The sequence below is a fragment of the Rahnella sp. RFA10(1/100) genome (assembly GCF_004195115.1).
In the GTDB taxonomy this organism is placed as follows: domain Bacteria; phylum Pseudomonadota; class Gammaproteobacteria; order Enterobacterales; family Enterobacteriaceae; genus Rahnella; species Rahnella perminowiae.
In genome coordinates this window covers 233,556-250,608 of sequence record NZ_SEWR01000006.1, presented here as the reverse complement: position 1 = coordinate 250,608, position 17,053 = coordinate 233,556, and the positions used below count along the sequence as shown (strand labels likewise).

Sequence of the window (17,053 nt, the reverse complement as noted above, 5' to 3'; positions counted from 1 at the left end):
AGTTGGCTGAAATTTTCTCATCCATCTGCCAAAAGCCTGACCCCATAAATTCATCATGTTAAGTTAATTGCATATCCGCGGATGCCAGAGCACACCGCGCAACAAAACAGGGTGAAATACGGATTATGTCGTCAAAAAAAATTGAAACCACACTGGTCAGCGCCGGACGGAACAAGAAATTTACACAGGGTTCAGTGAATGCCGTGATACAACGCGCCTCATCACTGGTGTTTGAAACCGTGGCGGATAAAAAACATGCCACTGCTAACCGCGCCAATGGCGAGTTGTTTTACGGACGCCGGGGCACCCTGACGCATTTCTCCTTCCAGGAAGCGATGGTGGAACTGGAAGGGGGCGAGGGTTGTGCGCTGTATCCGTGTGGCGCAGCGGCAGTCAGTAACGCGGTACTTTCATTTGTCAGCAGCGGCGACCACATTCTGGTTGCGGGTTCGGCTTACGAACCCACCCAGGATTTCTGTGAAAAAGTACTGAAAAAACTTGGCGTATCCACGACCTATTTTCCAGCCAATATCGGCGCGGGGTTAGGTTCGCTGATGCAGCCCGACACTAAAGTAGTATTTCTGGAATCACCAGGCTCAATCACCCTGGAAGTCCCCGATATTCCGGCAATGGTGAAAGCCGTGCGGGCAGTGAACCCGGAGGTTGTCATCATGATCGACAATACCTGGGCGGCAGGTATTTTGTTTAAAGCGCTGGAATTCGATATCGATATTTCAATTCAGGCAGGCACCAAATATATCGTCGGTCATTCTGATGCCATGATCGGCACCGCTGTATCGAACGCACGCTGCTGGGAGCAACTGCGGGAGCAGTCGTATCTGATGGGGCAGATGGCGGATGCTGATACCGCTTACGTCGCGAGTCGCGGTTTGCGCACCCTGAGTGTGCGGCTTAAACAACATGCAGAAAGCAGTATCCGCATTGCGCAATGGCTGGCAGAACGGCCCGAAGTGGCGGTAGTTAATCATCCCGCATTACCCGGCAGCAAAGGCCATGAATTCTGGAAACGTGATTTCACCGGCAGCTGTGGCCTGTTCTCTTTTGTACTGAAACAGCGCCTGAGCAAACAGCAACTTTCCGATTATCTCGATCACTTCGAGCATTTCAGTATGGCCTATTCCTGGGGTGGGTTTGAATCGTTGGTTTTAGCCAACCAGCCGGAAGAAATCCAGGCGATACGCCCGGCAGAAACCGTCGATTTCACCGGTACGCTGGTACGGTTGCATATCGGGCTGGAAAATTGTGACGACCTGATCGCCGATCTTTCAACAGCCTTTGAACGGATTGCGACATCCTGATCCGCAGAGATTGCGACACACCGCGCAGATCGGTAAGGTGTCTGACGTATTTTCGTTCGCAAAATGAGAATAATCTGTAAGCTCTCAGGAGTCCCGGTCACCTCTGCCGGGGCATTCTGTCTTTTTCCCAGGAGCCTCAGATCAACGTCTTCTGGCGTAAATCGCGATACACTGGTAAGCGACAGTTTTTAATGAACAGAAACAGGACAGAATATGGCCGTTATTTGCGACATTTTTCATGCGCTCTGGCAGCATGATTTCAGTATGCTCGCCGACCCGAAACTTCTCTGGGTGATTTACGCTGTTCTGTTCGCCACGCTTTTTCTTGAAAACGGGCTGCTTCCCGCCTCTTTCCTGCCCGGTGACAGCCTGCTGCTGCTGACCGGCGCGCTGATTGCCAAAGGTGTCATGAGCTTCGTGCCGACCCTGATTATTCTGGTCACCGCTGCCAGTCTGGGCTGCTGGCTGAGCTATATTCAGGGGCGCTGGCTCGGTCATACCCGCCTGGTGAAAGGCTGGCTGCTGCAACTTCCTGCGCACTATCATCAGCGCGCACATCATATGTTTACTCAACACGGGCTGATGGCACTGCTGGTTGGCCGTTTTCTGGCGTTTGTCCGCACCCTGCTGCCTACCATGGCGGGCATCTCCGGACTGAACAATGCCCGCTTCCAGTTCTTTAACTGGCTGAGCGCCATTCTGTGGGTCGGTGTGGTGATCACTCTCGGGTTCGCGCTGAGCCACATTCCGCTGGTCAAACGCCATGAAGATCAGGTCATGGCGGGATTGATGATTTTACCGCTTCTGTTGCTGGTGATGGGGCTGGTTGGTGGGCTGGTGGTTGTATGGAAGAAACGCAAATGTCGTGCCTGAGCGTACTGCTCAGGCTTTAAACGCCACATCCGCTAACGCCAGCACTCCGGAACTCCCTTCACGCAGACGCGCCATCTCATCACTCGGCGTGACGCCAAAGTAACGCTTAAATTCACGACTGAATTGTGAGGCGCTTTCATACCCGACCTGTAATGCCGCTACGCTGGCTTTCACGCCATCAAAAATCATCAGCGTCCGCGCCCGGTGCAAACGATAGGTTTTCAGGTACTGCAACGGCGAGGTGCTGGTCACGGCTTTGAAGTTATGGTGAAACGCAGAAACACTCATGTTCACTTCGCTGGCCAGCGCTTCCACACTCAGATTATCGGCGTACTGCGCTTCTATCCGGCGCAGGGATTTGGCTATCTGGCTGAAATGTGTGTGGCGGTTAACCAGCGCCTGTAACGCCCCGCCATTCTCACTGGTCAGAATAAAGAACAGGATCTCGCGAATAATCTTTGGCCCGAGAATGCGGGCATGCAACGGCTTATCCATTACATCCAGCAGTCGCTCTGTGGCACATAAAATATCGCCATCCAGTACGCCGGAATTGATACCGGTGGAAGGCTCTTTCTGACGCACCACGCTTTCGTCGCCCATATCCATCAGTAAATCCTGCAACATCAGGTTATCAATACTGATCTGAATACCGGCCAGCGGCTCCCCGGGACTGCTGAAGGTTTCACATTCGAAAGGCAGCGGTACGGTCAGCATCAGATAATTGTGCGGGTCGTAAGAAAAGGTTTTCTTGCCCAGATATCCGACTTTCCGCCCCTGAAAAAGGATCACGATACCAGGATTATAGAGAACCGGCTGACGCGGATGGTAACGCGTGGTGTACATCAGCGTTACCTGCGGTACTGCCGACGGCGTCAGGTTTTTATCACCGCTGAGTTGCGCAACTCTGGCTGCCATGCGGGCGCACAGACTGTTCACGTTTTCCATCATTCTGCTTCCCCATATTCAATAAACTGGCAGTGATTCTGCCATAACACCCTAATTTCCTACAGAGACAAGCAGAATCAGGCAAGACTCCGGCAGAAATGGGCATCTTGCTGCCGCCAATTTTCTCTTACAGTTAATGTCGCCTTCCACAGCGGGATACCCCTGCATAAATGCGATGAACTGCTAGTCTGTATGAACGCACTTTTCATTCGCTGATTGTGAGCGACCTTCGGTCACCGGCTCTTTTTTCTGATAACTTCTTATTTCAATTCACTATTCATCTAACCCGAGACTTCGGAGGATATTATGTCTGCACCTACCGCTGCTGAGAATACCTTTAACGCCTGGGCCGCTGCAGGCCCGAATCAGCCACTTGAAGCTTTCCCGTTCGATGCCGGCCCGATTGGCGATGAAGAAATTGAAGTCGCCATTGATTACTGCGGTGTTTGCCATTCGGATTTGTCGATGCTCAACAACGACTGGGGAATCACGCAGTATCCGTTCGTACCGGGCCATGAAGTGGTCGGCAAAATCGTCAAAATAGGTAACCATGCGCAAAACAAAGGGCTGAAAGTCGGCCAGATTGTCGGCGTGGGCTGGAACCGTGGCAGTTGTATGCATTGCCACCCTTGCATGTCCGGCGATCAGCACCTTTGTCATGACGTGGAAGCCACCATCATCGGCCATCACGGCGGCTTTGCTGACCGCATCCGCAGCCACTGGGCGTGGGCGATCCCGCTGCCGGAAGGCGTGGATATCACCAGCGCCGGTCCGTTGTTCTGTGGAGGTATTACCGTCTTCAACCCGCTGCTGCAATTTGGCGTACTGCCTACTCACCGCGTCGGCGTGATTGGTATCGGCGGTTTAGGCCACATGGCGCTGCGCTTCCTGAATGCATGGGGCTGCGAAGTCACCGCGTTTACGTCATCACTGGCCAAACGTGATGAAGCATTGTCACTCGGTGCGCACCGCGTTATCGCCACCCGTGACAGCGAAGAACTGAAGAAAATCGCCGGTCAGCTGGACTTTATTATGGTGACTGCCAATGCTTCGCTGGACTGGGACGCCATTATCGGCGCGCTGGCACCGAAAGGCCGTCTGCATTTTGTGGGCGTGGTGCCGGAAGCTGTACCGCTGCATGTCATGGCGCTTATCAGCAAACAGGCAGAAATCTCCGGTTCACCGACCGGTTCTCCTTCCCGTCTCGCCGACATGCTGGCGTTCTGCGCCCGTCATGAAATCACGCCGCAGGTTGAGCACTTCCCGCTGAGTAAAATTAATGATGCCATCGAACATCTGCATGAAGGGAAAGCGCGCTACCGCGTGGTACTGGATATGCATGCTTAGGCATTTTTTTCACATAAAATAGCTAGCCTGCTCAGCAAGATGCCGTTTCGTTAACTAGACTTAACGGCAATCCCTACACGGTGCCCGCGCATTCCGGCCGGCACTCTGCCCTGAAAGGAGAAACTCATGGCAACGCAACCCATCATCAAACTTCACGATGGCAACCTGATGCCTCAGTTAGGACTTGGCGTATGGAAAGCCAGTAATCAGGAAGCCACCAGCGCGGTGAAAACGGCGATTGAAACCGGCTATCGCCACATTGACACCGCCGCCATTTACAAAAATGAGGAAGGCGTCGGCGAAGCGATTGCCGCTAACCTTGTTCCGCGTGAAGAGCTGTTTATCACCACCAAACTGTGGAATGACGATCAGCTAAACGCGCCACAGGCGCTGGAAACCAGCCTTAAAAAGCTGAAAACCGATTATGTCGATTTGTATCTGATCCACTGGCCACAACCGGCACAGGGTCATTACGTCGATGCCTGGAAAGCCCTGCTGAAACTGAAAGAACAAGGGTTAGCAAAAAGTGTCGGCGTGTGTAATTTCCCGCTGCAACACTTGCAGAAGCTGAAAGACGAAACCGGTATTTTCCCTGTGGTCAATCAGATTGAGTTACACCCGCTGATGCAACAGCGCCAGTTGCACGCCTGGAATGCCACCCACACCATCGCTACTGAGTCCTGGAGCCCGCTGGCGCAGGGTGGCGAAGGCGTATTCGATCAGCCCCTGATCCAGAAACTGGCGGAAAAATACGACAAAACCCCCGCGCAGATAGTCATCCGCTGGCATCTGGATAACGGGCTGATTGTTATTCCGAAATCGGTGACGCCAAAACGTATCCGTGAAAACTTCGACGTGTTTGATTTTAAACTGGAGAAGGAGGAACTGGCGGAAGTGACCAAACTGGATAAAGCACACCGTCTGGGGCCGGATCCGGAAAAAGGGCTGTAAATCGTTCCTTTCATGCTTTAAAACTAAAAACCCGCCACGGCGGGTTTTTTATTAGACAAAACAGGGTTACACCGATGGCTGAACCAGCATATTTCCCGCTGAGCCGCGGTCAGCCAGTTCCAGCGCGCCGCTGCGGTAAACAAACGGAAAATGATCGTACGAAGGCTGGTTGAAATACACCAGCAGTTCGACATCGCCATCCACCCAGACCGTGTCTTTGAAACCGGCATCTTCAACCAGCGGAGCAGCACCGTTGACGCTTTTCACCAGGAAAGACACACCTTCTGCATGGAAGGTCTGCGGCATATCCGCATGAACAGTCCAGCGTTCCCATGTCCCCTGCTGCGCGGTCAGATCGATACGGTTGATATCCCACATCGCGCCGTTGATCCCCGGTTCACTGTCACCGAGACGCAAATCCCGGGTACGGACAACGTTACCGGAAAGGATCTGATCGGCCAGCAAACGCATCGGCAGATTATCTGTCACCAGAGGCAACAGGCCTGTGGGTTTCAGCGTCAGAACAATAGTTGACACCAGAATGCTCGAGGGCTCAAACAGGCCACGTAATCGGTCCATCATCCCCGCGGCTTCACCGGCAGTAATCGAGACATCCTCGCCCTGCGACATATCCACCAGCACTTCGCGGCGTTCTCCCGGCCCGAGCGACAAACGTTTAACGGTCATTGGCGCAGGCAGGAAACCCAGATCAGAAGCCACGACGTGAAACGCACGGTTGTCAGTCATGCTCAGTTCGTAACGACGGGCATTGGATGCATTCAGCAAGCGCAAACGCACCCAACCCCGCGAAACCTCGACGTAAGGACTTTGCACACCGTTTACCAGCATGGTGTCACCGAAGAATCCGCCTGATGCCGGCGTATCATATTGCGGTACGCCGAAACCATCCAGACGCTTGTCCTGAATAATCAGCGGAAAATCATCTACACCGTAATGATTCGGTAATGGCAGGTTCTTACTGACTTCATCTTCGACAATCCACATGCCCGCCAGACCGTTGTAAACATGCGGCGCCATACGGTCAGGCGTATTGGCATGATACCAGCAGGTCGCGGCAGCCTGACGGATTGGCAACACCGGTGACCAGTCGACACCCGGTTGCATCAGACGCGCTGCGCCACCGGTTAAGGTTCCAGGCTCAAGCAAACCGCTCACGGTCATGGAAACCGGTTCGGCCAGACGGTTGCTGTAAATGAGTTTAACGTCATCGCCGCTGTGCACTTTAACTGTCGGACCGAGGTACATTCCATTAATGCCCCAGACCGGTGCCTTTGCGCCGCCAAGGAATGACCAGTGCGCTGCCTGCAACGTCAGAAACAGCGGTTGCCCACGGCGCGATTCAAGCAGCGGGGGAACAGGTAATGCCGGTTGCGAACCACTCGCTTCTGCTTTTAAAGGCAGAGCACCTGCGGCAAGAGCTACGCCGGAGGCCTGCAGGAACGAGCGACGACTGAGTGACATATCTTCTCCATGAAAACAAAAACATAAACTGTATTGAACGCCGCCGCCATCAATGGCAGCGGGAATAATCCGCATCGTAATTCACATGACAGATCCGTTGACTGCCCGGAATATTTTGCGGATTTATAGGTAGTGTTATTTTTTTGCGGCGGCTTCGCGCTGCGCAACTTCAGCATCCAGCTCGGCGATTTTATCCGCCATGATCTGACGGCAATGTTCGGACAATTCACGCAAACGATCTTTGGTGTAACCGCTGGTGTCGATCGGTGGCAGAATTTCGACAATCACCAGCCCGTTAGACCAGCGGTTTAGCTTCACCTTATTGCTGGTGTTCGATACGCAAATCGGCACTATGGGCACACCGGCCGCTATCGCCGCGTGGAATGCGCCGGTTTTGAACGGCATCAGACCGCGTCCACGGCTGCGGGTACCTTCCGGAAACATCCAGATCGACAGGTTCTTTTTCTTAATCTGACTCACGACCTGCGCAATGGTGCCGTGCGCTTTAGCGCGGTTATCACGGTCAATCAGCAGATTACCGGTAAGCCAGTACAACTGACCAAAGAACGGGATCCAGGCCAGGCTTTTTTTGCCCACGGTGACGGTGCCAGGCATGACGACCGATGATGCCGTCACCATATCGTAATTGTTTTGATGGTTGGCAATATAAATACAGTTGCCATTATTCACGGCATCTGCCGGAATACGTTTTTCAACACGCAGGCCTAATACCGGGGCGAGACGGCCAAACAACTTACCAAATGTCGCCACATGTTTCGGATTACGCGGGCTGAAAAGACAGTAGATGCAACCAAAGACAGAGACCAGAATCGAGTAAACTACCACGATAATCAGACGCAAAATAAATAACATAACATCCTCTTAAAACTACAGCCGAAGCCGGTAAGAAACCTGTGCAGTTTCGCTCCCTGTGCGGTGAACTATTCTCAAGCCTCATTCAACACCGCACAACGGTTTTATTAATACAAATGTAAAATTTTTGCACTGCACGACAGTCTCAGACCACTGAATCCTATCAAAAGATTTCAGGGCACCAATGTGCCCTGATTTTTGCCGGTCAGTGGCAGACTTATTCTTCGCTTCCACCGCCACTGGCGCGTACAGGGGAATCGACTTCAACACGATCGATACGTTGCAGCCCGCGCGGCAGAAGCGTGCCTTTACGACCACGTTCAGCACGGAATTTCTGCAGGTCTTCCGGACGGAGAACCAGCTTACGTTTACCGACATGCAGCGTGACCGAAGTTTGCGGTGGCAGAACCAGTAACCATGCCAGTTTATCTTCGCCACTGGCCGCCTGTGCAGCCGGTATTGAGACAATTTTGTTACCCTTGCCTTTCGACAACTGCGGCAGATCCGCCACCGGGAACAGCAACATCCGTCCTGCGGCCGTAATCGACAACAGCATATCCTCATCGCCATGAAGTTCCATTGGCGGGAAGGCTTTGGCGTTATCAGGCAAAGTGATCATCGCTTTGCCTGCACGGTTACGAGCCACTAAATCGTTGAAGGTACAAACGAAACCATAACCGGCATCCGATGCCATCAGCAGTTTCTGGTCGTCCGCCGCCATCAGTACATGCTCGATGGTTGCGCCCGGCGGTGGTGTCAGTTTGCCGGTCAGCGGTTCACCCTGTCCGCGTGCGGACGGCAGCGTGGTCGGATCAAGCGCATAACTGCGACCGGTGGAGTCCATAAACACCACGGGCTGATTACTTTTGCCTTTGGCCGCAGCGCGGAAACTGTCACCGGCTTTGTAACTCAGGCCGGAAGCATCAATGTCATGGCCTTTAGCGCTGCGTACCCAACCTGATTCTGACAACACAATGGTCACCGGCTCAGACGGAATAAAATCGTGCTCGCTCATCGCCCGCGCTTCTTCGCGCTCAGTGATCGGTGAGCGGCGCTCATCACCAAAAGCTTCGGCATCCGCCTGTATCTCTTTGCGGATCAGCGTGCTCAGTTTCCGCTCAGACGCCAGTAATGCCTGCAATTGATCCCGCTCTTTCGCCAGTTCATCCTGTTCACCGCGGATTTTGGTTTCTTCGAGTTTCGCCAAATGGCGTAATTTCAACTCCAGAATAGCTTCAGCCTGCGTGTCTGACAGTTCAAAACGCTGCATCAGTACCGGTTTCGGCTCATCTTCAGTACGGATGATGTGGATCACCTCATCGATATTGAGAAACGCGATCAGCAAACCTTCCAGGATATGCAGACGTTTCAGCACTTTATCGAGACGGAAATTCAGACGACGACGAACGGTATCGCGGCGATAATCCAGCCATTCTTTCAGGATCTCAACCAGTCCTTTGACCTGCGGACGGTGATCAAGACCGATCATGTTCATGTTAATGCGGTAGCTGCGTTCCAGATCGGTGGTCGCAAACAGGTGATTCATCACCTGATCCAGATCGATACGGTTGGAGCGCGGCACGACCACCAGACGGGTCGGGTTTTCGTGATCGGATTCATCACGCAGATCTTCAACCATTGGCAGCTTTTTAGCACGCATCTGGCTGGCGATTTGCTCCAGCACTTTCGCGCCGGAAACCTGATGCGGTAACGCAGTGATCACGGCACTGCCATCTTCTTTGTGCCAGACCGCACGCATACGCACCGAGCCTTTACCCGATTCGTACATTTTGCGGATTTCATGACGCGGCGTGATGATCTCTGCTTCTGTCGGGAAATCAGGCCCCTGCACGAATTCCAGCAGGTCTTCGAGCGAGCTGTTCGGTTTCTCAAGCAATGCCACCGCAGCAGCGGCCACTTCGCGAATATTGTGCGGCGGAATATCGGTCGCCATCCCGACTGCAATGCCAGTGGTTCCGTTAAGCAGAATATTCGGCAGACGCGCAGGCAGCATTTTCGGCTCCTGCATCGTGCCGTCAAAGTTCGGCACATAATCGACTGTGCCCTGACCTAATTCACGCAGCAACACTTCGGCATATTTGGACAGACGCGATTCGGTATAACGCATCGCGGCGAAGGACTTCGGATCATCCGGCGCCCCCCAGTTCCCCTGGCCGTCAACCAGCGGATAGCGGTAAGAAAACGGCTGCGCCATCAGTACCATGGCTTCGTAGCAGGCACTGTCACCATGCGGATGATATTTACCCAGCACGTCACCAACGGTACGCGCGGATTTTTTGAATTTGGCGTTATTACTCAGGCCCAGCTCTGACATCGCGTAAATGATACGGCGCTGCACCGGCTTGAGCCCGTCACCGATAAACGGCAGCGCGCGGTCCATGATGACGTACATGGAATAGTTGAGATAGGCGTTCTCAGTAAACGTATGCAGGGCTAAACGCTCTGTTCCGTCATGAGTCATTTCGCTCATTGATGTTTAATCCTCAGACCCGTGGCGTTATCGTTTTGGAAATTAAGGAAGCTTGCATCCGCAGGCGCGCGATGTCCGCTGCCGCGAGGCAATGATGTCCGCGATAGTACATCATCTGCCGTATGACTGTCACAGTTGCTGTGTTTCTGCCTTATTTTTAAACAATTATTTCCTCACAAAATGGTTAAATTACCGCGTTGTCCCTTCGATTATTGCATTTGAGTCAATAGTATTGTGCGTAATCTCACATTTTTCTGTCATGCAGAGTTGAGTACACTACGTGATAACAGCCTGACCATCAGAATTGAAGAATTCCCGATAAGGAAAAACATGAGCAATATCCTGATTATCAATGCCGGTAAGACCTTTGCCCATTCCAAAGGCGCGTTGAACAATAGCCTGACCGATGTCGCGACCTCTTTTCTGCGCGATAAAGGTCATGAAGTGCGTGTGACCGTGCTGGAAGACGGTTATGACGTGCAGACTGAAATCGAAAGCTATCTGTGGGCTGACGCCATCATTTATCAGCAACCGGGCTGGTGGATGGGCATGCCATGGACGTTGAAAAAATACATTGATGAAGTGTTCACCGAAGGCCATGGCAAACTGTACGCCAGCGATGGCCGTACACGCTCCGATGCCTCGAAAAAATACGGTTCAGGCGGTCTGCTGCACGGTAAATGTTATATGTTGTCCGTAACCTGGAACGCACCTTTAGAGGCGTTCGAAGATAAAGAACAATTTTTCCATGGCGTCGGCGTTGACGGCGTGTACATGGCACAGCACAAAGCCAACCAGTTCATCGGCCTTGATACATTGCCGACGTTTATGTGTAACGATGTGATCAAACAGCCTGATGTAGAAGGTGATTTTGCGCGCTACCGTGCCCATCTTGAAAATGTTTTCGGCCAGGCTTAAGGTTGAGGGTCACCCGGGAAAGAGGTTTTTATGATCACTGTTATTGCTGAAATCAAAGTCAAACCAGGCCGTCGCGATTCGGTCATGGAAAAAATCACCGCCCTGCTGCCGAGCGTTCTGGCAGAGAAGGGCTGTCACCGTTATGAACCTTATGTTGATTTCAACGGCCAGATCCCCTGGCGTAAAACAGTACCTGACTCCATTTTCATGCTGGAAGACTGGGAAAGTCTGGCGCATCTCGAAGCGCATCAGCAGGCTGATCATATGGATAAGCACCGCGAAAATATTAAAGCAGACGTTCTGGATGTGGTGATCCACATTATTGAGAAAGCCTGAGTTTACTGCCTGATGAAAATCGCCGGAATGTAACCCGGCAATTTTCATCGCATCGTTATAAGACACGTTATAGCGCGACGTAACCTAGCGATTTCGGCTAAGCCCCACCGTTGCATTATAAGCGGCCCACACTTCTTTACGATGAACGACAGTGCTCAATTGTAGCCGTCTGTTTTTCTTTATCAGGGTGTCCATGACAATGTCCTGCTCCCAAGGGGGAGAAACAGGCGTCTGCTCAAACCAGAAATAAACGTTATTTTTAAATTTTTGCCAGTTCCGGTAAATATGCCGTAATTCAGATCCCGTAATTGAACGGTTTTTTTCAGGTTTATTTTCATCCGGATTAATACCACGGTATGATTTATTCGCGACAGCAGTAATATCCAATTCATCCAGCACGAAATGAATATTTCGCCCTTTCGACACGGCCCATTCTACGATGGCCTTGCATTTCCTGCGTAAATTTTCATTATTTCGCTCACCGTTTAATGCTGAGCAATACTTTATGTGTGATGAAATGAAATGCTCAAGCGAGGCCTGTTCCGCAAGTCGGCAAGGCTGGTCATGCCTGAGGACTTTAAAAACATCTGCGGTGATTACCCCGTTTTGAAATCCCTTAACAGAGTACATATAACGCTTTCTTCCAAAATCTGTATGCAGACCGTAAATAAGATCGCCGGTTTTAGGTAATGGCATTGCTCCTCCTGAGCTTCACTTACGGGACTATTCAGCCCTCAACAATCAAAACCACATGGTAAAACGCCCGGCAGGAAGATGAATCATTCCTCTCCGGGCTTACAGAGACTTCTTACAATGAATGCTTAAACGTCCAGTTCGGCGGTATCGCCTTTTTCCTGTAACCAGTTACGGCGATCTTCAGACCGTTTCTTCGCCAGCAGCATATCCATCATGCGCAGCGTCTGATCGATATCCTCCTCATCGATGGTCAGTTGCACCAGACGACGGGTATTCGGATCGAGCGTGGTTTCACGCAGTTGCAGCGGGTTCATTTCACCCAGACCTTTAAACCGCTGTACGTTCGGCTTACCTTTCTTACGTTTCAGTTGCTCCAGCACGCCTTCTTTTTCCTGCTCGTCCAGCGCATAGAACACTTCTTTACCCAGATCGATACGGTATAACGGCGGCATTGCCACATAAACATGGCCGCCACGCACCAGGGATCGGAAGTGACGGACAAACAGCGCGCACAGCAAGGTGGCAATGTGTAGACCGTCGGAGTCCGCATCCGCCAGGATACAGATTTTGCCGTAACGCAGCTGGCTCAGATCTTCGCTGTCCGGATCAATACCGATTGCCACAGAAATATCGTGCACTTCCTGCGAGGCCAGGACCTCATCGGAAGAGACCTCCCAGGTATTGAGGATCTTACCTTTGAGCGGCATGATCGCCTGATATTCCCGATCGCGCGCCTGTTTGGCAGAACCGCCCGCTGAATCCCCTTCCACCAGGAACAGTTCGGTCATGTTCAGATCCTGTGATGTACAGTCAGCCAGTTTGCCCGGCAGCGCAGGGCCGCTGGTCAGTTTCTTACGCACCACTTTTTTCGCTGCACGCAAACGACGCTGGGCACTGGAAATGCACAGTTCCGCCAGTTGTTCTGCGGCCTGAACGTTCTGGTTCAGCCACAGACTGAAGGCATCTTTCACCACGCCGGAAACAAAGGCCGCACACTGACGCGAGGACAGGCGTTCTTTGGTCTGACCGGCGAACTGCGGATCCTGCATTTTTACTGACAGCACATAGGCGCAGCGTTCCCAGATATCTTCCGCAGACAGCTTCACGCCGCGCGGCAGAATATTGCGAAATTCGCAGAACTCGCGCATGGCCTCAAGCAGCCCCTGACGCAGACCGTTAACATGCGTACCGCCCTGCATGGTCGGGATCAGGTTGACGTAGCTTTCGGTCAGCAATTCGCCGCCTTCCGGCAGCCACAACAGTGCCCAGTCAACCGCTTCGGTATCACCGGCAAAATTCCCGACAAAGGCTTTTTCTGGCAGCGTAATCAGGCCATTGACTGCTTCCATCAGGTAATCGGTCAGACCGTCTTCATAACACCAGCGTTGTTCGGTGTTATTCACTTTGTCTTTAAACAGGATTTCTACGCCAGGACACAGTACGGCTTTGGCTTTCAGCAAGTGGCTGAGGCGGCTGACCGAAAAACGCGGACTGTCGAAGAAACTGCCATCAGGCCAGAAATGAACGCTGGTACCGGTGTTGCGCTTACCGCAGGTGCCGGTAACGTGCAGGTCCTGCACTTTATCGCCATTTTCAAATGCCATCTCATACACTTCGCCGCCGCGTTTTACCGCCACTTCGACGCGTTTGGATAAGGCGTTAACCACTGAAATCCCTACGCCATGCAGGCCGCCGGAAAACTGGTAATTTTTGTTGGAGAATTTACCGCCCGCGTGCAGACGGCAGAAGATCAGTTCGACCGCCGGAACACCTTCTTCGGCGTGGATATCCACCGGCATGCCGCGACCGTCATCAATGACTTCGAGAGACTGATCTTCGTGAAGGATGACTTCAATGCGTTTGGCGTGGCCTGCTAATGCTTCATCCACGCTGTTATCAATCACTTCCTGACCGAGATGATTTGGCCGGGTCGTATCGGTGTACATGCCCGGACGGCGGCGCACCGGTTCGAGTCCGCTGAGGACCTCTATGGAATCCGCGTTATAAGTTGATTGGCTCATCGTTGATTATTCGTGGCTCATAGGTTTGTGGGCTAACGATACAGTATGTGGGCGGGTGGAAGCACTGGCAGCAAGCAGAGGCTATAAATCCGGGGTAAAAGTCACCCTGACGATGTTAGTCTGCGGCCAGTTCCAGGAAATCTACAATCGGCGAAAAATAACGTTCAAAGCCGACAAATGCATGATTTCCTTCGGGTTCGACCGTCTGGCGACAGGTGGTGTAGTACGCCACAGCCTGACGGTAATCGAGAATTTCATCGCCCGTTTGCTGCAGCAACCAGAGTAAATCCGGTGACTCCAGCGGTTCGACCTGCATGACTTTCAGATCATAAACGTGGCGTGACTCTAACACATATTGCTGGCCGGTGTAGGGGTTCTCGTTTTGTCCGAGGAAGTCGATCAGCAGCTCATACGGCTTCACCGCCGGGTTCACCACCACGGCCGGCACGGCAAAACATTGCGACAGCCACGTGGCGTAATACCCCCCCAGCGAGGAGCCAACAATACCCAGTTTTTTACCCGCATTGCTAATGACCAGACTTTCAAGTTCTTCCGCGGCATCAGCCGGATAAGGCGGTAATTGCGGGATAATCATATCGATATGGGGATGATTAACCGCCAGCCAGTTTTTTAATGACGTGGCTTTCGCTGAGTGCGGAGAACTGTTGAATCCGTGCAGGTAAAGTAAGGTGTTCATTCGTAGCCGTCCGACTCCGTGTCAGGATGAAACTCGCTGGTTTCCAGACGGAAGACTTCAGTCTCTACACGGCCGTCCGGATATAAATCAAGGTAACGCCAGCCCGGTGCAACCGTATCAATCGTGAAATTGGTGCAATGCGGTTTAAACTGTACGCAGGTTGACGGCGTCGCATAAAGACGGCGTCCGTACCAGTCAAGATCAAGCTCCTGATGAATATGTCCGCACAACAGCGTATTCACTTTCGGGTAATTCACCAGGGTATTCGCCAGCATATGCGCATTGCGCAGGCTGTGCTGATCAAGCCAGGTGCAGCCTGAAGGCAGCGGATGATGATGTAACATCAACAAAGTAAAACGATCAGGGTACGCGTTCAGACAGCGTTCCATCCATTCCAGCTGATATTCGCTCAGCTCGCCGTGCGGCACACCGAATACCTGTGTATCCAGCAGGATAATTTGCCAATGTTCACCAAGCAGAACGTGTTTCGAAGGGTTGATCCCCGCATCCTGCAAGGCATTGACCATCGCAGGCTGGAAATCATGATTGCCCGGCAGCCAGACGCAGGGCGCGGTCAGCTCGCCGATACCGCGGGCAAACTGATGGTAGGCTTCCACCGACTGATCCTGTGCCAGGTCCCCTGTTGCCGCGATAATATCGACTTCACGCTGCTGCGCTTTGATGGCGTCCAGCACTGCGCGATAGCTGTTAAACGTATTTACGCCTAACAACGTTTCATCTTCACCGGCAAAAAGATGGGTATCAGTAATCTGTAGAATCCTGACTTTGGCCCCATTCACCAAAGGCAGTGTAAACAGGCTTTCCAAATCGTTTCCTTTGTTGTTGAAGTCTGTCTAACAAACCGGAATTGCCATCGCTCCGTGCGCAAGGCAATAACGCAGCCAATCCGCAAGGAACTGGTTAATTTGATGCTTTTCATCACGCTGATGCAACTTTTTATTCGGATAATCATAACGTGCTTTGAAGCGAAAGATCTGCTGACTCGCACACACTTCGGCCACCATCGCATCATGATACAGGCGAACGGTGAGCGAAGGCAGGCTCCAGTAACTCACGGCCGGCGCAGTCTGTTTGATTTCTATCAGGGATGTATAACGTGTTGATTCAAGGATCGTCAGGCAATACGTTGCGCTACTCACCTGATATGTCACCGTTTCACCAGGTTCATCGGTGCGTGGCATCAAACGGCGCAATTGTGCAAAATTTGTTTCACACAATCTCATCATTTCAGGGAAGTCAGGGGTATAGCGCTTAATCATTAGTTAGCCCACTCTTTTTTCAGGGATTCATGGTGCAGCTGCAGCCATTGCAGGGCAATCACTGACGCCGCATTGTCTATCGCTCCTTCTTCCACCCACCGGTAAGCCTGCTCACGGCTGACCACATGTACCCGGATGTCTTCATTTTCTGCTTCCAGACCGTGAATTCCTTCTGCCGTCGTGGCATCAACTTCACCGACCATAATGGAAAGACGCTCGCTGGTTCCGCCCGGACTTGCCAGGTAATTCACAGCCGGTTTGCAGCGTTTCACCACAATGTTCGCTTCCTCGAGTGCTTCGCGGCGGGCAACATCTTCCACTGTCTCGCCCTCTTCAATGATACCGGCGACCATCTCCAGAAGCCAAGGAGTATCACTGGAATCCAAAGCAGGGATGCGGATTTGTTCTATCAGCACCACTTCATCCCTTTTCGCATCATAAGGTAAGAGTACCGCAGCGTGGCCGCGCTCAAAAACTTCACGGACGACTTCTGCGCTCATTTCTCCATTAAACAGCCGATGGCGAAACCGATATGCAATAATAGAAAAAAAACCTTTATATCGTGTCTCGCGTGCAATAATTTCTACATCATCTTTGCCGAAAGTAACCGGTGACCGTTTAAATGAAGACATGGAATGTTTCCTTATCCCTCACAGAGGTAATTTATTGCCCTTTGAGGTCAGTTTGATGAAAATGCGTTAATAATAATCAAGGTTGTTTGTGATAGATTTAGGCTCATTCACTCGGGAAGGCACGTTAAGCCAACCGCCCCGCTAGCCTGACTCTGCTAGAATCCGCGTCTATGGGTTAATTTGACTGCGCCA

General features: G+C 52.1%; 16 protein-coding genes. 6 read left to right on the top strand and 10 right to left on the bottom strand.

Going from position 1 to position 17,053, the window contains the following annotated elements; all coding sequences use genetic code 11:
* Positions 1 to 125 precede the first annotated feature (125 nt).
* Complete coding sequence (gene metC, locus ETV65_RS18415) at positions 126 to 1,319, top strand: cystathionine beta-lyase (RefSeq protein WP_129954535.1); 1,194 nt, start codon at positions 126 to 128, stop codon at positions 1,317 to 1,319.
* Between the two features lie 213 nt (positions 1,320 to 1,532).
* On the top strand, positions 1,533 to 2,192 hold the full coding sequence (locus ETV65_RS18410) for a DedA family protein (protein ID WP_129954533.1): 660 nt from the start codon (positions 1,533 to 1,535) through the stop codon (positions 2,190 to 2,192).
* 9 nt (positions 2,193 to 2,201) lie between these two features.
* On the opposite strand, the gene ETV65_RS18405 is transcribed toward ETV65_RS18410, so the two are convergent.
* Positions 2,202 to 3,137, bottom strand: coding sequence for an AraC family transcriptional regulator (locus tag ETV65_RS18405; RefSeq protein ID WP_129954632.1), 936 nt, complete (start codon positions 3,135 to 3,137; stop codon positions 2,202 to 2,204).
* A gap of 306 nt (positions 3,138 to 3,443) precedes the next feature.
* Here ETV65_RS18405 and ETV65_RS18400 point away from each other — a divergent pair, with 306 nt between their 5' ends.
* The gene (locus ETV65_RS18400) at positions 3,444 to 4,484 is read left to right on the top strand and encodes an NAD(P)-dependent alcohol dehydrogenase (protein WP_129954531.1); all 1,041 of its coding nucleotides are present in this window, start codon (positions 3,444 to 3,446) and stop codon (positions 4,482 to 4,484) included.
* A 126-nt stretch (positions 4,485 to 4,610) separates the two neighbouring features.
* Positions 4,611 to 5,435 (top strand): 2,5-didehydrogluconate reductase DkgA, encoded by an 825-nt coding sequence (gene dkgA, locus ETV65_RS18395; protein ID WP_129954529.1) that lies wholly within the window; start codon positions 4,611 to 4,613, stop codon positions 5,433 to 5,435.
* Positions 5,436 to 5,501: 66 nt separating this feature from the next.
* Here dkgA and ftsP read toward each other — a convergent pair whose 3' ends face one another.
* The 3 genes from ftsP to parC form a co-directional block, all read right to left on the bottom strand.
* Positions 5,502 to 6,917 carry a cell division protein FtsP gene (gene ftsP, locus ETV65_RS18390; protein WP_129954527.1) on the bottom strand — a complete coding sequence of 472 codons (1,416 nt, stop codon included), beginning with the start codon at positions 6,915 to 6,917 and terminating at the stop codon, positions 5,502 to 5,504.
* A 135-nt stretch (positions 6,918 to 7,052) separates the two neighbouring features.
* Positions 7,053 to 7,790 (bottom strand): 1-acylglycerol-3-phosphate O-acyltransferase, encoded by a 738-nt coding sequence (locus ETV65_RS18385; RefSeq protein WP_129954525.1) that lies wholly within the window; start codon positions 7,788 to 7,790, stop codon positions 7,053 to 7,055.
* 217 nt (positions 7,791 to 8,007) lie between these two features.
* Positions 8,008 to 10,281, bottom strand: coding sequence for a DNA topoisomerase IV subunit A (gene parC / locus ETV65_RS18380; RefSeq protein ID WP_129954524.1), 2,274 nt, complete (start codon positions 10,279 to 10,281; stop codon positions 8,008 to 8,010).
* A gap of 330 nt (positions 10,282 to 10,611) precedes the next feature.
* On the opposite strand from parC, the gene ETV65_RS18375 reads away from it, so the two are divergent.
* Positions 10,612 to 11,199: an NAD(P)H-dependent oxidoreductase gene (locus ETV65_RS18375; RefSeq protein ID WP_129954522.1), complete on the top strand. Its 588-nt coding sequence runs from the start codon at positions 10,612 to 10,614 to the stop codon at positions 11,197 to 11,199.
* A gap of 30 nt (positions 11,200 to 11,229) precedes the next feature.
* Positions 11,230 to 11,535: a putative quinol monooxygenase gene (locus ETV65_RS18370; protein WP_129954520.1), complete on the top strand. Its 306-nt coding sequence runs from the start codon at positions 11,230 to 11,232 to the stop codon at positions 11,533 to 11,535.
* Positions 11,536 to 11,619: 84 nt separating this feature from the next.
* On the opposite strand, the gene ETV65_RS18365 is transcribed toward ETV65_RS18370, so the two are convergent.
* The 6 genes from ETV65_RS18365 to nudF form a co-directional block, all read right to left on the bottom strand.
* Positions 11,620 to 12,231 carry a hypothetical protein gene (locus tag ETV65_RS18365; protein ID WP_129954518.1) on the bottom strand — a complete coding sequence of 204 codons (612 nt, stop codon included), beginning with the start codon at positions 12,229 to 12,231 and terminating at the stop codon, positions 11,620 to 11,622.
* A gap of 125 nt (positions 12,232 to 12,356) precedes the next feature.
* Complete coding sequence (gene parE / locus ETV65_RS18360) at positions 12,357 to 14,252, bottom strand: DNA topoisomerase IV subunit B (protein ID WP_129954516.1); 1,896 nt, start codon at positions 14,250 to 14,252, stop codon at positions 12,357 to 12,359.
* Positions 14,253 to 14,367: 115 nt separating this feature from the next.
* Positions 14,368 to 14,949, bottom strand: a complete 582-nt coding sequence (yqiA, locus tag ETV65_RS18355; protein ID WP_129954514.1) for an esterase YqiA — start codon at positions 14,947 to 14,949, stop codon at positions 14,368 to 14,370.
* Positions 14,946 to 15,776, bottom strand: a complete 831-nt coding sequence (gene cpdA / locus ETV65_RS18350; protein WP_129954512.1) for a 3',5'-cyclic-AMP phosphodiesterase — start codon at positions 15,774 to 15,776, stop codon at positions 14,946 to 14,948. Before cpdA ends, yqiA begins: the two co-directional genes overlap by 4 nt.
* Positions 15,777 to 15,803: 27 nt before the next feature.
* On the bottom strand, positions 15,804 to 16,229 hold the full coding sequence (locus tag ETV65_RS18345; RefSeq protein ID WP_015695861.1) for a DUF1249 family protein: 426 nt from the start codon (positions 16,227 to 16,229) through the stop codon (positions 15,804 to 15,806).
* Positions 16,229 to 16,861, bottom strand: a complete 633-nt coding sequence (nudF, locus tag ETV65_RS18340; RefSeq protein ID WP_129954510.1) for an ADP-ribose diphosphatase — start codon at positions 16,859 to 16,861, stop codon at positions 16,229 to 16,231. The genes ETV65_RS18345 and nudF overlap by 1 nt, the downstream gene beginning before the upstream one ends.
* Positions 16,862 to 17,053: the final 192 nt, after the last annotated feature.

What these genes read in the sequence shown, in the direction of transcription:
- dkgA (WP_129954529.1), top strand. Translation starts at nt 4,611, where the DNA reads ATGGCAACGCAACCCATCATCAAACTTCACGATGGCAACCTGATGCCT.
- ETV65_RS18370 (WP_129954520.1), top strand. Translation starts at nt 11,230, where the DNA reads ATGATCACTGTTATTGCTGAAATCAAAGTCAAACCAGGCCGTCGCGAT.
- parE (WP_129954516.1), bottom strand. Translation starts at nt 14,252, where the DNA reads ATGAGCCAATCAACTTATAACGCGGATTCCATAGAGGTCCTCAGCGGA.
- yqiA (WP_129954514.1), bottom strand. Translation starts at nt 14,949, where the DNA reads ATGAACACCTTACTTTACCTGCACGGATTCAACAGTTCTCCGCACTCA.
- ETV65_RS18405 (WP_129954632.1), bottom strand. Translation starts at nt 3,137, where the DNA reads ATGGAAAACGTGAACAGTCTGTGCGCCCGCATGGCAGCCAGAGTTGCG.
- ETV65_RS18365 (WP_129954518.1), bottom strand. Translation starts at nt 12,231, where the DNA reads ATGCCATTACCTAAAACCGGCGATCTTATTTACGGTCTGCATACAGAT.
- metC (WP_129954535.1), top strand. Translation starts at nt 126, where the DNA reads ATGTCGTCAAAAAAAATTGAAACCACACTGGTCAGCGCCGGACGGAAC.
- ETV65_RS18410 (WP_129954533.1), top strand. Translation starts at nt 1,533, where the DNA reads ATGGCCGTTATTTGCGACATTTTTCATGCGCTCTGGCAGCATGATTTC.
- ETV65_RS18375 (WP_129954522.1), top strand. Translation starts at nt 10,612, where the DNA reads ATGAGCAATATCCTGATTATCAATGCCGGTAAGACCTTTGCCCATTCC.
- nudF (WP_129954510.1), bottom strand. Translation starts at nt 16,861, where the DNA reads ATGTCTTCATTTAAACGGTCACCGGTTACTTTCGGCAAAGATGATGTA.
- ETV65_RS18400 (WP_129954531.1), top strand. Translation starts at nt 3,444, where the DNA reads ATGTCTGCACCTACCGCTGCTGAGAATACCTTTAACGCCTGGGCCGCT.
- parC (WP_129954524.1), bottom strand. Translation starts at nt 10,281, where the DNA reads ATGAGCGAAATGACTCATGACGGAACAGAGCGTTTAGCCCTGCATACG.
- ETV65_RS18345 (WP_015695861.1), bottom strand. Translation starts at nt 16,229, where the DNA reads ATGATTAAGCGCTATACCCCTGACTTCCCTGAAATGATGAGATTGTGT.
- ftsP (WP_129954527.1), bottom strand. Translation starts at nt 6,917, where the DNA reads ATGTCACTCAGTCGTCGCTCGTTCCTGCAGGCCTCCGGCGTAGCTCTT.
- ETV65_RS18385 (WP_129954525.1), bottom strand. Translation starts at nt 7,790, where the DNA reads ATGTTATTTATTTTGCGTCTGATTATCGTGGTAGTTTACTCGATTCTG.